Below are 15,624 nucleotides of genomic sequence, written 5' to 3'. Positions count from 1 at the left end.
ATATTAGTGTTAATCAATTTCGATAAATGGGAAGTGGATGAAGATTCTCCATTCGGTAGCGGAGCCAGTGAGAAAAAATGGCTTATTAATCCTGAAACAAAGCAAAAAGGGATATTTAAGTTTCCTAAAGGTTCAGATATAGGAAGACCTACGGGTGAATATTGGGCTGAAAAACTTGCATCACAATTGGCAGAAGTTTTAGAGATAGAATGCGCTAAAGTAGATATAGGAATATTTAATGGTAGAATAGGTTCTATGAGCTATATGATATTAAATAAAGACGAGGAATTAATAGAAGGTATTCAATACATTACTAATATATATAATGAATATAATCAGGATAAGTTTATTGACTGTAAAACACAAGAACCTTATTCTATAAATATGATACTTAAATCAATTAAGGAAACAGGATTAGGAAAAGATTTTTTAACTATTCCTATATTTGATGCATTAATAGGAAATAGTGATAGGCATCACAGTAATTGGGGTATAGTAAGGAATAAAATAAATGGAAATATAAGAATATCACCATTATATGATAATGGATCATCATTATGTTGTCTTATTAATCCCAAAGATGTTAAGAATTTTTTAAAAGATAAGATGAGATTTGAATCTTTAATTTTTGGCAAATCGAAATCAATGATAAGGTGGAAAAAAATTAATAGAATAAGACATTTTGAATTAGTTGAACATATTAAAGAAGAATACTATGAAGAAACAGTTACTATAATAAATAAAATAAATGATAAATTAAGCGAAGATAAAATTAAAGAGATAGTATATAGTTATGAGGATGATATAATTCATCCATATATAAAAGAATTGCTATATGTTTTTCTAAAGGAAAGAAGAAAAAGAATTATAGATATATATTATGGTGAAAAGGAGGAAGAGTAGTGAGTAGAATTAGTAATAGAGATTATATTTATTTAATTTGGAAAGATTATAAGACTAGACGGAGATATGTAATTGGAGAATTATCAAAGAATGGCAAATACCAATTTAATTATAGAATTGAAGATGTAAATAAGGCAATTGAAAATGGATTCGAACCATTAGTAGCATTTCCAGATATAAATGATGTTTATGAGAGTCATGAAATGTTTCCTGCATTTTCAAGCAGATTACCGGATAAGAGAAGAAAAGATGTAAAAGAAATATTAGCAAAGTATCAGTTAGAGAAGTATGATACATTTGAACTCTTAAAAAAAAGTGGTGGAAAACTGCCGACAGACAGCTTAGAATTTATAGATCCGATATTTTTAGATGAGAATAATATTGAAAGAGATTTTTATATAGCAGGAGTTAGACATTATGATTATTGTGATAAAAAAATTAAACATGAAAGGTTTATATTAGAAATTAATGAGAAACTTATATTAGAAAGAGAATGTAATAATAGCCATGATAAATATGCAGTAAAAGTTATGAATAAAGAAAATAAAGTTATTGGGTATATACCAGTTTTTTTTAGTAAAGAAATAAGTGAAGCAATTAAAAATAATAGAAAAATTAGTTGTGTTGTAATTAATAAAGAATGTAGTGATACTTGTGAAGAGTGTATAAAGGTTAGAATAATTATTGTTTAATGGTATAAGAGGTGGATGGATGAACTTACAAGAAATAAGAAATTTTCTAAAAGGACTATTTTCTAAGCCATTAAGTGATGGCAGGAAGCGTCATATTGTATTTTGGTATGATAGTAATGAAGATTTCACGCAAGATATAGATGACTTTGATGTAGAAAATGTTAAGGTTATTAAATTAACCAATAATAACGCATTTTGGGCGAAATATTATATAGAAAAGGAAGATACAACGAGTAATATACTTGTGTATTCAAATATGGAAAAGCCAAGAACTTCTGAAGATTGGCTTTACGATATTTTTTGTTATAGTGAGGAATTTTCTACTGATAGAGCAACTGTAATTATGAGGGAATTAAATGTTAGTGATGGTTTATTAAAACAAGAGTTTAAACTCTATAATACTTTCTTTAAAAATAAAGAAAGAATATCAGCCTTTAAAAATTTAAATATACAAGATTATACTAAAGAAAAAGTTCACATAGGTATCCTTGCGGTTTTAACTAAGGTTAAAATTATTGATATAGAGGAAATATTAAAGGCTATATTAAAGGAGTATTTAGATGGTGGTAATAAAATATATGAGGACATAAGGAAATTTGGTGATTTAGATTCATTATGGGATTTAATAGTTAAGTATTATGGCTATGGATTTGAAGAAAAGAGTTTAGAAAGATTTATGGCTATGCTTTTAATTACTAATATGAATGAAACAATTAAGTTTCAGTTGCCAAAGCAATATACTCCGTATATATCCACTAAAACAACTAATTGCATAGTGTTTATAAACCACTTTATGAATAATAGTAGAGATGGAGAATATTATGACAAAATGCAAGAATTTATAGGAGATAAGTTAAAGATAGATAATTTGTTGGAAAAAAATGATTCAGATACATTTATTAACTGTGATATTTTTGAGGAAATGGATAAGGTAGTTCTTAAAAGAATCACTTCTCTATTAAAAGATGAAGTGGAGGAGTATAGTAAGTATTTAAGTCTTATTAATATAAGAAGAACTATGTATTTTTATAGAAAGTATGAAAATGAATATAAAGGGATAAAATGGGCTATAAATTTATTAAGTAAGAAGAAAGATTTAGGTTCTAAAATTAAAACAGAAGTCTCTTATGATATGTTTAAGTCTTATGTGAAGGAGTATTATTTTATAGATAAAGCTTACAGAAAGTTTTATTATTACTATGATAATTGTATAGAAAAAGATGAATTAAATGATTTAAAAGAAAGAATAGGAAATGTATATAATAATTGGTATTTACAAGAGTTATCTATTAAGTGGTTTAATTCATTAGAAAAAGGAATTAATTGGAGAATTGATGGATTAAAATATCAAGATAATTTCTATAGGGAATTTATTAAGTATGGAAAAGAAAGAGTTTTTGTAATAATATCTGATGGATTAAGGTATGAGAGCGCTGAAGAACTTGCAAGTAAGCTTACTAATGAAAGAAAAGGTAAGGTGGAAATTAAATCTATACAAGGAGTAGTGCCTTCATATACAAAACTGGGTATGGCATCATTACTTCCAAATAATAGTATAGATATTAATGATAAATATGGTGTATTGGTAAATGGAATTAGTACAAATGGAACTGAAAATAGAAATACTATTTTAAAGATGGAAAATCCTAATTCCTTAGCAATTACTTATGATAAGGTTATAGATATGAAAGATGCTGAAATCAGAAAAGCATTTGCAGGACTTGAGGTAGTTTATATATATCATAATACTATAGATGCTAGGGGAGACCATGCATCTACAGAAAGAGAAGTATTTGCAGCGACGGAACTTGCATTTAATGAAATTATTGCCCTGGTAAATAAATTAGTAAATAGAGTAAGTGCAGCAAGTATAATTATTACAACAGATCATGGATATCTGTATAAGAGAAGCAGCATAGAAGAAAGTAATAAGATATATGGAGTTAAGTTCGATGATGGAGAAGATAGCAGAAGGTTTATATTGACCACTAATGATAATAAAGTAGAGGGTACTGTATCTTTTAGTATGGATTATTTATTAGGAGAAGGTTCTAATAAAAAAGTTATTACACCAAGAGGAACTTCTAGATTTAAAGTACAAGGGGCAGGTGCTAACTATGTTCATGGTGGAGCAATGCTTCAAGAGATTGTAGTACCAGTAATTAAGTTTAAAAATGATAGAAGTACATCATCAGCAAATGATATAAGAAAGGCTAATATATCATTAACAAGTGTAACAAGAAAGGTAACTAATATAATAACTTATCTTGAATTCTTCCAAGAAGAAAAGATTCAAGATAAGGTTATATCACAAAGAATTAAATGTTATTTTGAAGATGAATCAGGAAATAGAATATCTAATGAGAATATTATAATTGGAGATTCAAGGTCAGAAAATCCATTAGAAAGAACTTATAAAGAGAAATTTGTTTTAAAAAGTATGGAATATGATAAGACAAAGCAGTATTTTTTAGTTATGCAGGATGATGAAAATGACAATGGTATGTATGAAAGAATATCATTTATCATTGATATTGCTATAGTTGATGAATTTGGATTTTAAATAGTAAACAGTACAAATACCAATATCCATGATAGATATTGGTATTTCTATTTATGTATTAAAGTTCTTTGAAAGTATTAATGATTTTGTGGTAATCATCTTTATATTCATCAAAGTATTTTCCCATTGTCCATGTAATAATTTGATGGAAATTTTTCTTTGTCTGAACTACAGTTATAATGTATCCAGCTTTAACTTTATTAACTTCACCTGTAAGTTCGAATTGTTTTGCCTTTTGACCATTTATAGTTAAGTCTTTAACAGAACTTAACTTGCTATTAACAACAGATTTAGATAAATTTTGAGAAACTATTTTAGTGTATTCGTCTAGAGTCATTGAATCAGAAAAAGTATCTTTAGATTCTGATATAGTTATTAAATATTTTTCTTTTGTCATATTAGCTACTTGAAGATTAGCTGCGTTATTAAGATTAGTTGCTGTTTTCCATGAATCTGGTACAGTAACTTGGCAAATATTGTCTTTGCTTTTTATTTTTTTACTAGCTTCAGCTTTTTTTGTTGCAGTGTTTGATTGTTTACTACTTTTGTTACATCCTACAAGCAAGCAAAGGCTACTTGAAAGTAGTAGCATGCAACATACAAATTTAAGAATAACTTTTTTCACGATAATACCTCCTAAAATTTAATTAAGGTACATGAAAAGAAAGAACAAGCCAAAGATGCTAATATATTTTGTGTCAGACAAGGAAACAGGTTCTGTCGCTAGTAGGATTATCACTGGTTCTGCTGACACAGTGTAACGCAAAATAGACTAGCATACTGACTTGTTATTTCTTTATATGTGCCTAAATATAATATAGTAGTGAATTTTAAGAATTCACTATATAAACAATGAAAATAAGCGCAACGAAATAAGCCTCTATATATAAGAGGTTAGAACAATATTTAGTTGGATATATTTAATAAATAATATATTTATTAAATTCATATAGAATATAAAATGTGAAATGTGAAATATAATCACATATTTACATTATTCTACAATATATTATCGTAAAGCATATGAAATTCTTTAAAATTATTTTTATATGGTTACTTTAATGTTTTTTTAAAATAAATTTTATGTGAAATATAAATAATAGTAAATATTTTATAAATTCTGGGCAAAATCAAGAAAAAATTAAATTTATTCAAATTAAAATTTTGCAGATAGGCTTTGAATTTATGGTATATAGGGGATGATTGTATTCTAAATAGTAAAGTTAAATACAAAGTTTAATTTAATTTAAAAGAAAATATTGACAGTGGTAAAATTATATGTTACAAATTGTAATTGAATGAACAAGTGTTAGTTTTTAGTATAAAATATAGAAATGAGGGAGATTACGATAGAAAATGAAATGAAAAACAGAAATTTGTCAATCAAAGGCTTAGTATTTTCAGTATTGACTACTTTAGGGATTTTGATTATTCAAGAAATTGTAAATAAGTATACAAAGATTAGATATCTGGATACTTATTTTATCATTGGGTGGATGTTATTCCCTATAATAGCATCAAGGGTATATTTAAAATTTACTTCAGATGGAGAAAATCTAATTTCTGTAATAATAATCGCAATTTTAAATTTTATATTGCCATATGTTTTTTATTACTTTGCAGATGCACTTATTGTTTCAGTTGAAAGTGGCATGGGATACTATGAAACATTATCAATAGTACCAATTTATACTTATATGAGTATGGTATTTTATGATGATATCTTAAATATTCAAGCTATTGAATTAACTAAAAATACACTTCTATTATATCATCTAGTTGGTTTAGGGTTTTACATTTATTTTGTAAGAAGAGAGATTTATAGAAATAAATATGAGAAGACTCAAAATTCGGCACAGACAATTGAAAATATTGCAGAGAATATGAAAGCAGAAATTGCAGATGAACGGAGGGGACAAAAATGGCAAAACCTCTAAGGTTAAAAGAAACTAGTATTAGAGAAAATATTGACAGTTATAATAGGAGACTTATAGTATCATACTCTTTTATAATTATTTTAATGATAGCTTTTTTATGCGGAGTATTGTATATGAATTATAAAATGGATCCTGAGTTTTACATAAGACCTACAATGTTTGTGGGTATAATATTATTACCTTTTATATTTTTTGCATTAGTTAATATTATAAAAAACAAAATATATTTAAATAATTTTGAAGAAAGTCCTGTATATAAAAGAATAAAGAAAAGATATAAGCTTAATAATATTAATGATTTTGAAGAGTTTGATCGTAAAGTAAGATCAGAAATTTCAATTAATATATTATTTGAAAATGAAAAAACTTTATTAATGGGGACAAATTCTTATATAATTAAAAAAGGTCTTCCTGTTAATAAGGAATTTGATGTTTATGATGCTAGTAAGCTTTTATTAGTAATTTTTAATCCTTTGGGTATATCGGATTTAATTATAGATTCAAAATTTAGGAAAAAAGGAGGACATCAAATTATATTATATTTTGAGGATGAGGCTGTTTTGATTCTTGCACCTAGCAAGAAAAAAGGAGAAGAACTTAGTAGTAAAATTGCCAGTACTTATAAAGTTTTGAAGGGTAATAATTCAGAACTAGCTGAATTCTATAATACGGATAGAGCTAACTTTATTAAAACTTGTAGGGAGCAAGCTCAAAAGGTTTATTATTGAGTTTAAATATTTTTTGAAAGTAATAATAAGAGTAGGATAGGAATAGATAGGTCGTCTATAGCTCAAGAATTGTTAACATTAAATTATTTTAATAAGTATAATGTAGCATATGTTCATATGTTTTATAGTCAATTAACCACAGTGTTACAAAATTGAACAATAGACGTGGTAATGTGGAACAGACATGATATAGAAGAACATAATATAAATTTAACATTTTTAACTATTGATATAAATTTATTAGATACATAAGCGGTTATAATAGTGGACAAGAATAATAACGTATCACAGAAAGTTTTTCATAAAAATTTAAATGAAAAAAGTAAAGATGCTGTTTTAAAATGTATTTATCAAAAAAATTCTGGTAAAAACTTTATTAAATTAAATCCAGTAGTAAGAAAGCTAAATTTCTGACTACTGGATAAATTAAATTATTTTTTGTAAATATATCTATTTTACTGCACTTATGCAATAGTAAGGTATTTCCATTCCTTGAGCTTTTTTGGCACATTCATTAAGTCCAGCGGCTATTTCTTCCATAGCTTTAACGTAAGTCTTATTTTCAAATCTTTTAAGATATTTGTTCAGTCTTAGATTGAAAAAATCAAGATAATTTTCTCCAGAGAATTTGGAGACACTACTTTTGCATTTTATATTCTTAAATCCTAGAATAATTAATATATTCTTTAAAACCTCAGGATCCATTTCGTTATAAATACCATCCCCAAGAAGGCTTGTACAACTTTTTAATACCTTCCATTTTTTAGACCAGATTTCCTGCATTTCATTTTCAATATGATTAATAGGAAATTCTTCTTCAATGTGAAGTTCACCACCAGTTTTTAAAACACTTTTAAATTTATTTAAAGCTAAAACTTCGCAGCCAGGATTTGAATTTATGGCACATAAGGTATAATTGCATACTAAATAATCAATAGATTCCTCTTTAATACCTTCAAGGCAGCATGCATTTGTTTTTATAAAGTCTATATTTACGTTGCAGTCCTTAAACTCATCTTTTAGCTTCCTAAAATGGTCATCAGCTATATCTGTTGTAATCAAACGGCAATTTTCAAATTTTGATAAAAGCAAAACTAGCTCTCTTGTGGTACCACCTCTTCCTGTGCCGATTTCCAGAATGGTTTTGTTATCAAGACATTCACCAAAAATGTTTTCCATGTTTATTCCTCCTTCAAATTTTTAATTAAGTCTTCGAGACATAAAATTAATGTTTGGAGCTTTTGTTCCTCCATTTTTGCTATTGCATCCTTAACAAAGCAATTTTCAGCTTCATAGCATATGGTATCAATAAGTTTTTTTCCTTGAATTGACAAGGAGATTCTAGAAATTCTTTTATCTTTAGGGTCTTTTACTTTTTCGATAAGATTTTTTTCTTGAAGTCTTGATAATTTTTCAGACATAGTGTTTTGAGCATTGTTAAAGGAATTAGCTATTTCATTAACTGTTGGAGGGGTAGATTTCATACTAAGATGTAGAAGTAGGTGAAATTGCTCTAAAGTAAGATTATATTTTTGTGCTAACTCATGGTGTTTGTTGTGAATAATATTTTGTATTTCATCAAGATATCCAATTACCTTTTCAGATTTATCATTATTAATCAAAAATATCACCTCTTAAATATATATCGTGTGACGATGTAATTATTATATAATTATCATATTACTTTGGGTTAAGTAAGTCAAGGAGGAGAAATTTCATAATTACACCACATTGTACTTTTGTGGTGTAATCATTAGATAGTAATTTTACTTTAATTTAGTATTGTTACTTTATGTATAATTTATTATCATATGTTATAATTAATCCGTAATTGGAAATCTACATAATTGAAGGAGTTTATGAAGTTTATAAAAATAGAATACTTTTTTATGTTAATATATTTTAAATCATAATATACAAATTAGATTGAGGTAAAATTATGTGATTGAGAGTATATGATAAACGTACTAATAGTTATTTTGTTTCTGAAATATATGCAATAATAAACTCAGGATATTATGAGAAATATCTAGTCCTTGATGAAAGAAATAATAAGGTATATTGATATACACTTATATATAAATTAATATAAGCAAGAAAAATTAATGGTGGTGATGGAGAATGTTTAAAAAAACTATAAAAAGACTATTTATATCATTAATAACCAATCCCATATTGATAATTGCCTACTGGCTTTTTTGTTATGAGTTATCTTCATTATGCAAATTTGGAAGAATGAATCGAAATACTTCTATTATATTAGCATGTGTAGTGTTTTTTATATTTGTAATTGTATTCACTACAATTAGAATTGTAAAAAAGGTAAAAAATGAAGATGAGCCTGAAGGATTAGCTTACAAAAGAACATGGAGGTATATTTCCATTATAGCTATCGTGGCCATAACATTGGTTTATGGGTCAAATATTTATAAAAGCGCAATAAATTATAATGGTAAACTTTCATGGGTTATAGATGATTTAAAAAACAAAAGGTCAGTGAAATTTGAGCATAATAATATATATAAAGATGGGGTTGAGGGTATTTTTAATGATATTAGTAAAAAATATACTTTACCTAAAAAATTATATATATCTAATGGGTTTAATCTTAATTTTGATTCGGATGGAACAATTATATCTTTTGATACATTTGTTTATGGAAAAAATGATAAGGACAAAGAAGAGACTTATTTAATTTATTATGATAAGAACAAATCTAAAAATATTAAAGTAGAGTTGAACAGAATAGTAAATTCTGATTATAATGACGATAAACTTTTAGAACCATTAATTAGTACAATTAAGGTTATTTCTATTAAGGATACAGTAAGTAAATGGAATGAAAATAGGTATGGAATAGTTTATTATGGAAAAAGAAGCTGGGGATTTAATACAGATGGAATTGTTAATGTTGATGAAAAAGGAAATAAGAAGCTATTAACCCATGCTGATTCTGAAATAATAGGATATACTGTGTCTGTGTTTGTACCAGGAAAAGAGAATAGGTATACTCCTGTTAGATATAATTTAAAATGTAATGCAGATTGGAGTAGGTCAACAACTCCTCCTAAAGGAAAAAATGAGCAAAGTAGTTTACAAAAATCCAAAAATAATGAGCGAGAATTTTATCTATCAAAGGAGGTGGGGTATCGCTTAGATATTACAGGAGCAGCCTTAGGCAGCAGATTTTATTCTTTAAGTAGTACCGTTGATGGAGGAAAAACTTGGAGAGTAATAAATGGTGATCCGTTTAATGGAATGAGCGGTGGAGCCGCAGGAATAACTTTTATAGATGATAAACTTGGATTTTTATGTTTGTCCCATAGTGGAGGAGATTATGCAGAATTGTACCGAACAGAGGATGGAGGTAAATCTTATAAAAAGATAGCATTTCCAGAACATGAAGTAATTTTAGATAATGGCGCAAAGATAAAGCCCTTTGATTTTCCAGGTATGCCTCATAATCAAGATGGAACCCTTAATATGTTAGTTGGACAAGGAGCAGATGGAGATTACAACGGTATTTGTAAAGCCTTATATGGATCAAAAGATCAAGGAATAACATGGGAGTTTATAAAAGAAGTGAAAAAAGAAAACTAGTATAATCACATATATAACAAGCTTTTCATATTATAAAGCATAGCAATTGTTGGAGAGAAGTATTGTGCTATACGCATTAATTATGGCAGGTGGAAAAGGAACAAGACTATACCCTTTATCAAGAAGTAACAACCCAAAGCAGTTTTTGAAAGTAATAAATAATAAAAGTTTTTTAAGGAATACTGTGGATAGAATTAAACCATTGGTTAGTAAGGAAAATATATATGTGGTGACAAATAAAGATTACTATGAAAGCATATGCAGTGAGTTACCTGAGATAGATAAGGCAAATATATTTGTGGAACCTAGTAACAAGGAGACCCCGTTGTTGGGGATATAGGTCATTAGGTAGTAAATGGTAGCTGAGTGATTGGTTTATGTTTGTAAAATTAAAAAATATAAGGTAGATTGTAAGTGGCACAATGGCACAGTATAAAATTTATATAATACTGAATAAAAGATTATTATATAACACTTTCAGTATATTATATTTTTATAAGTACTGTGCCATTGTGCCAAAATTAATTTATATATAACATAATGTTGTAAGATTAAGCATTTTAGTAGGCACAAATTTGGCACAATTTATAACTTTAAATGGACATTATGTTTCTCTAAACTTTTAAAATGGCATAGTATCATTAAGGTCTACTATTTCTAATACATCTTTTGGAGCTATGGAATTTAAGTTTAATTTTTGTAGTTTTTTACTGTCATATAAATCATATCTAATGGTTTTTCTTCCAGAATCTGTATCGAAGTGCAAATATTTTGTATCTATTATATAGTTGGATTTTTTAGCCTGTTTTTTAAAATCCTTAAGTTTTAAGATAATTATATCAGCTCCTATTTTTTTATTAAATTCTGAAATCTGATTAATCATTTCAGATGTTTTTATATAAATATTAGAATCTTTAATTTTTATTACTTCATTTACATTTTCAGCTCGTGCATCTTCTATAAGCTGATTATATAGTATTAGCATTTGTTCTACTTGTGATAGGGAATTTTCACGTTCTTCCAATATTTCTAATTTTATATTTTTTGTTATTAAATCAGTGTAATTTTTTATTTCATTTAAACCTAAATTTTTTAATAGTATATTTAATACTTCTATGCCTGTAGCAATGTTAATAGCTGTATTTAACACTCTATCTTTTAGAGATATAAAATTTTGTTTTAAAGTCTCTCTTAAATGATTATATTCACAAACGTTTAAATTTAAAATTGTATTTATAAGACTTACGCCTAAGTTATTAAGCAATATTTCATTTTTTTGTAACCAGCTCATGCTAAATTCTTGTTCTTTTGTTCTTTCCTGTTTAGATAAATAAACTATGCAGGATCTTTCCATTAAAGCTGTTTCTGAATTTTTATAACTTTCTTCTCCTGCTAAAATTATTGGCCTATTTAAAACAAAATTTCTATTATCAAGATTTTTATTTCCCCTAGATACAGTTGCTCTATCGTAGCTATTTCTAAAAATTTCAGATAGCTTTTCATTTTCATATTTATCTAGGAGTGTAGGCTTGTATTCATCGAATAGAACAGGGTAATTTCCTTGCGAAATTGTCTTTATAAGTGCAAAATTAGTAATTAAACCAATACTTTTTATTTCTTCGTCGGGATAATTTAGTATAGCTCCTATTATACTTTTTAATATTGTACTTTTACCACTTCCACTTTCCCCTACAATAAGCAGATGGTGACCTTTAATTTTTAAATTTTTACTTTGCACTATACATAAATTATTTACTACAGTACCTAATATACATAGAACTTTTTCCTTAGAAGTAAAATTAAATAAATGTTGAAATAGTTCTTTCATATTTAATGCAGTAATAAATTCTAGGTTGTTAATATTTATATCTACCCCAGCTACACTTTTTATCGTAGTATCTATTCCGTTAGAACAAATAGCTCCATTATTTGTTACTAGCATTAGTGTATTATTTTTATTTATAAATTTAATTCCATCATGAATTTCTTCTATATTAAAAGTAAAGTAATTATTTATCCATATTTTTAAGTTTGTTAAATCTTGTAATCCACCTTTGAAAGTTATGTCCATGCTTCCTAAAAAATTTTTAAATGTTTTTACATCATGAAAAACGCTAACTTCGCCAGTTCGTTCAAAAATTTCCCCGCTTGAAGATTTTAATATTAGTTTTATTCCTTCTTGCTGTTTATCTACCAGAATAATTCTACTAGATTTCAATATGGTAAAGTTTGTAATGTATATTTTTTTTGTTTCAGCATCTTTTTTTTGTACATATTTATATATTCCAAAGGCATTTTGTTGTAATAGATCTTTGTTTTTTAAATCTAGACTCCTATTAAAAAACTGTATTAATTCTTCTATCGTATGTCCATTGTTTAACCAATTATTAATATCTTTATCAGTATTAAAATTATTTAGTTGTGTTAAATTTATAATTTTAAAAATTTTACAAGACTCATATACTATATTTTTTAAATCTTGTATATTTTTTTCTTCAGTTTTATATTGGAATATATACATTTTGCAGGTATCTATATAAGGCAATTCTCTAATAATTGTATCTGTTGTAGCCCAATACATATTATTTTCTTCTAATAGTGTATTTAGGATATTAGCATCATTTTCTGTATTTGTAACTAGTAATATTTTATTATCCCTAATAGATTTAATTACAGTTTGTATTTCTGTGAAATTTGTATTTGAATCCATTTTTTTCATATAGTTTATCCTCCTCGTAATAATAATAACGAATTATTATTATTGCGTTTTAGAAAAAAGTAACTAATATTATAAAAAGTTTTACTAATTTTATTTTATATAATATATTTTCAGCAATTTGTTATATAAATTAATACTAAAATTACAAAAAAGAAAGCCATTTTAGTATTACTGCTACAAGCCTTGATCTTCTTGGTCTAACAAGCAATTTTACAATAAAAAAGTAATACAATATGGTTTTACTGCATAAAGCTAGTATTTATAAGTGTTATATTAACTTTTTTCATCAAAAGGTAATACCGATGTGGTATTACTTTTTTAAAGCTTAGAAATTTAATAAAATATTTAATAAAAAATTATTTGATTTTCTAAAACGGTATAATAATTAATTAGAAAAAAATAATTATGGCTTATTTTAAGCTAAAAAATAGTTAATTTATAAAATATGAGGAACGCGAGTTTACCAGATACGTTTGGAGCGTATGCTAGTATTTTGGCAACTCTAAAAAGAGCTTTTTAAAAAGTTTCTTAGCATTTTGCTTCTGCACTTAAAGCAGAAATTATAAGCAATTGTTCCTAAGTAATTACTTGGGTAGGGATTTTGTATCCACAGCATAAAAGATTATGCTTTTGCGTAGCTTTATTAACATATAAATATATGTTTTAAGCATTATTACTAAGCTAATTAAAATTAAATATTAATATAGATACGGAGCACCCAGATAACCGATTAAGCTAGTTGTTACAAGGTTATAGGCAATATGGCTTTTAGGAAAACGCAAGAAATAGCATTAATAAGTTACTGCTATAGCTATGTTCTTTTTTAAATAAAAAAAGAATAGATAAAAATAAATATTTGTACTTATAAAAAATGTAGCTAAAAAAATATATATTATTAATTTTAAAAAATGTAATTAGAAAAATGGAAATAAATGAAAATTGATATTTATAATTGGAAAGGAGATTTATATATGAGTGGAAAAAGTAAAAATTTAACAACGCAAATAGATAAACTTTTTAAAAAAAATAATATGAAAAGTATTAAAACTAGGTACAGGTATAGGGATGCTTGTTATCGTTTTTGCATATGGTTAGGGGAAAATACAAATATAAAAAAATTTAAAAATATAAAAGTAAAACATATTTATATGTATGTAGAATATATGCGTAGTATAGATTATGCTCCCGGTACAATAAAATTGGAGTTATCTGCAATAAGATTTTTTTACAATTTAGCAGAAGGAAAAAACATTATTCCTACAAACAAAAAACTTAATTTAGAAAAAAGAATAACTAGGGGGGCAAAAAGAGCCTGGAGCCAAGAAGAAATAGAAAGAGCAATAGCATTGGCAAAAGAAATGGGTAGAATAGATGTGGTTAAAGCTATTTTGCTAAGTTTTAAATTTGGTTGCCGATTGGAAGAAGCTGTGGTTTTAACAAACTACCAAGTAAAAGAAGCTATTTGTAATGGATTTTTATATTTAGAAAATACAAAAGGGAAAAATCCAAGAGAAGTAGAAGTTCAAGATAGGGAAATTCTAAAATATATATTAGCTAATGCTAAAAGCTCAGAACGAATTTTTATAGGCATAGGAGATAAAACTCATATTGTAAAAAGAAGTATTCAAAATTGGATTACAAATCACAGGGAAAAATTTCAGGAAATAGATAGGATAGATAGAAATTCGGCTAGAAAAATGTTAGAAAAAGATAGAAAATCTGCACCAAAAGTTAATCTAACTATGCATGGAAATAGACATACGTTTGCCCAACTTAGTTTTATAGAAGCATCAGAAAAATATATTGAAAGCGAAGCCAAAAGAAAAGTTTCTGAGGAGCTAGGGCATCATCGAACAGAAGTTACTAATATATACTTAAAATGATAGGAAAGAACATGTTAAAAAGTATACCACGCTAGTAAAATAAGCATGTAGTAAAAATGCATTTATGGAAGTAAATTTTATATTTTTATGTATAATAGTATATATAAGATTAATGAGTTTTAAAGTAAGGACTGGATTATTAGTTTATATTATCTAGCCTAAAAATATAAGATTAGAAAAGGAAAGTGAGAGTTATTATGATATTAAGTTTTTTATATAATAAATTCCACATGAAATTAAGGGAGTCTTCACAAAACAAGTATATACCTAAAGATACATATATGAAGATTGTAGATTTCTTAAAAGATTATACAGAAAAGGATATTATTATAGTATGTATAGGTACCAATAGAACTAACCTGGTTGATTGTTTGGGACCATTTGTGGGTTCAATTTTGAAGGAAGATAAAGAATTTAATATTCCTGTTTATGGTAGCATGGTTAATCCTATTCATGGATTAAATTTAACAGAAAAAATAACAAAAATAAAGAATAATTATCCTAATAGCACAATAATTGCAGTTGATGCTGCTATTGGCGAGTGTGAAGATATAGGAGAAATTACTATAAGTAACTTAACTTCTGCAAAATAAAAAGTT

Annotated in this window: 13 protein-coding genes and 1 pseudogene; 10 read left to right on the top strand and 4 right to left on the bottom strand. The window is 26.4% G+C overall.

Features of this window, described 5'->3' with window-relative positions; genetic code table 11:
- Nucleotides 1-6: 6 nt before the first annotated feature.
- The 3 genes from C1715_RS16865 to pglZ are packed head-to-tail and all read left to right on the top strand — an operon-like array spanning nt 7 to nt 4,158.
- Entirely contained in the window at nt 7-903 is an 897-nt protein-coding gene (locus tag C1715_RS16865; RefSeq protein WP_102401521.1) for a HipA domain-containing protein, read from the top strand.
- Entirely contained in the window at nt 903-1,595 is a 693-nt protein-coding gene (locus C1715_RS16860) for an HIRAN domain-containing protein (protein ID WP_102401520.1), read from the top strand. Before C1715_RS16865 ends, C1715_RS16860 begins: the two co-directional genes overlap by 1 nt.
- A gap of 19 nt (nt 1,596-1,614) precedes the next feature.
- Entirely contained in the window at nt 1,615-4,158 is a 2,544-nt protein-coding gene (gene pglZ / locus C1715_RS16855; protein WP_102401519.1) for a BREX-1 system phosphatase PglZ type A, read from the top strand.
- 58 nt (nt 4,159-4,216) lie between these two features.
- Here pglZ and C1715_RS16850 read toward each other — a convergent pair whose 3' ends face one another.
- A complete protein-coding gene (locus C1715_RS16850; protein ID WP_102401518.1) occupies nt 4,217-4,783 on the bottom strand; it encodes a hypothetical protein in 567 nt (188 codons plus the stop codon).
- Nucleotides 4,784-5,519: 736 nt separating this feature from the next.
- Here C1715_RS16850 and C1715_RS16845 point away from each other — a divergent pair.
- The 3 genes from C1715_RS16845 to C1715_RS19550 all read left to right on the top strand — a co-directional run bounded on the left by C1715_RS16845 (nt 5,520) and on the right by C1715_RS19550 (nt 7,237).
- Nucleotides 5,520-6,095 carry a hypothetical protein gene (locus C1715_RS16845; RefSeq protein ID WP_102401517.1) on the top strand — a complete coding sequence of 192 codons (576 nt, stop codon included), beginning with the start codon at nt 5,520-5,522 and terminating at the stop codon, nt 6,093-6,095.
- Nucleotides 6,080-6,823, top strand: coding sequence for a hypothetical protein (locus C1715_RS19880; protein ID WP_242971986.1), 744 nt, complete (start codon nt 6,080-6,082; stop codon nt 6,821-6,823). The genes C1715_RS16845 and C1715_RS19880 overlap by 16 nt, the downstream gene beginning before the upstream one ends.
- Nucleotides 6,824-7,087: 264 nt before the next feature.
- The gene (locus C1715_RS19550) at nt 7,088-7,237 is read left to right on the top strand and encodes a hypothetical protein (protein ID WP_180964119.1); all 150 of its coding nucleotides are present in this window, start codon (nt 7,088-7,090) and stop codon (nt 7,235-7,237) included.
- A gap of 36 nt (nt 7,238-7,273) precedes the next feature.
- Here the strand turns inward: C1715_RS19550 and C1715_RS16835 are convergent, their stop codons facing one another.
- Together C1715_RS16835 and C1715_RS16830 are read right to left on the bottom strand one after the other, a co-directional pair.
- Nucleotides 7,274-8,002, bottom strand: coding sequence for a class I SAM-dependent methyltransferase (locus tag C1715_RS16835; protein ID WP_102401516.1), 729 nt, complete (start codon nt 8,000-8,002; stop codon nt 7,274-7,276).
- 2 nt (nt 8,003-8,004) lie between these two features.
- Complete coding sequence (locus C1715_RS16830; protein WP_102401515.1) at nt 8,005-8,445, bottom strand: MarR family winged helix-turn-helix transcriptional regulator; 441 nt, start codon at nt 8,443-8,445, stop codon at nt 8,005-8,007.
- A 499-nt stretch (nt 8,446-8,944) separates the two neighbouring features.
- Here C1715_RS16830 and C1715_RS16825 point away from each other — a divergent pair, with 499 nt between their 5' ends.
- Complete coding sequence (locus tag C1715_RS16825; protein WP_102401514.1) at nt 8,945-10,423, top strand: WD40/YVTN/BNR-like repeat-containing protein; 1,479 nt, start codon at nt 8,945-8,947, stop codon at nt 10,421-10,423.
- A gap of 64 nt (nt 10,424-10,487) precedes the next feature.
- Nucleotides 10,488-10,745: pseudogene (locus C1715_RS16820) on the top strand (sugar phosphate nucleotidyltransferase); the annotation flags it as partial.
- A 300-nt stretch (nt 10,746-11,045) separates the two neighbouring features.
- Here the strand turns inward: C1715_RS16820 and C1715_RS16815 are convergent.
- Complete coding sequence (locus C1715_RS16815; protein ID WP_102401512.1) at nt 11,046-13,142, bottom strand: ATP-binding cassette domain-containing protein; 2,097 nt, start codon at nt 13,140-13,142, stop codon at nt 11,046-11,048.
- 971 nt (nt 13,143-14,113) lie between these two features.
- Here C1715_RS16815 and C1715_RS16810 point away from each other — a divergent pair.
- Nucleotides 14,114-15,025, top strand: coding sequence for a tyrosine-type recombinase/integrase (locus C1715_RS16810; RefSeq protein WP_180964118.1), 912 nt, complete (start codon nt 14,114-14,116; stop codon nt 15,023-15,025).
- 197 nt (nt 15,026-15,222) lie between these two features.
- The gene (locus tag C1715_RS16805) at nt 15,223-15,618 is read left to right on the top strand and encodes a DUF1256 domain-containing protein (protein WP_102401510.1); all 396 of its coding nucleotides are present in this window, start codon (nt 15,223-15,225) and stop codon (nt 15,616-15,618) included.
- Nucleotides 15,619-15,624: the final 6 nt, after the last annotated feature.

Source organism: Haloimpatiens massiliensis (assembly GCF_900184255.1).
Taxonomy (GTDB): domain Bacteria; phylum Bacillota; class Clostridia; order Clostridiales; family Clostridiaceae; genus Haloimpatiens; species Haloimpatiens massiliensis.
The sequence above is the reverse complement of the archived record's forward strand: the minus strand, read 5'-3'. Positions and strand labels throughout refer to the sequence as shown.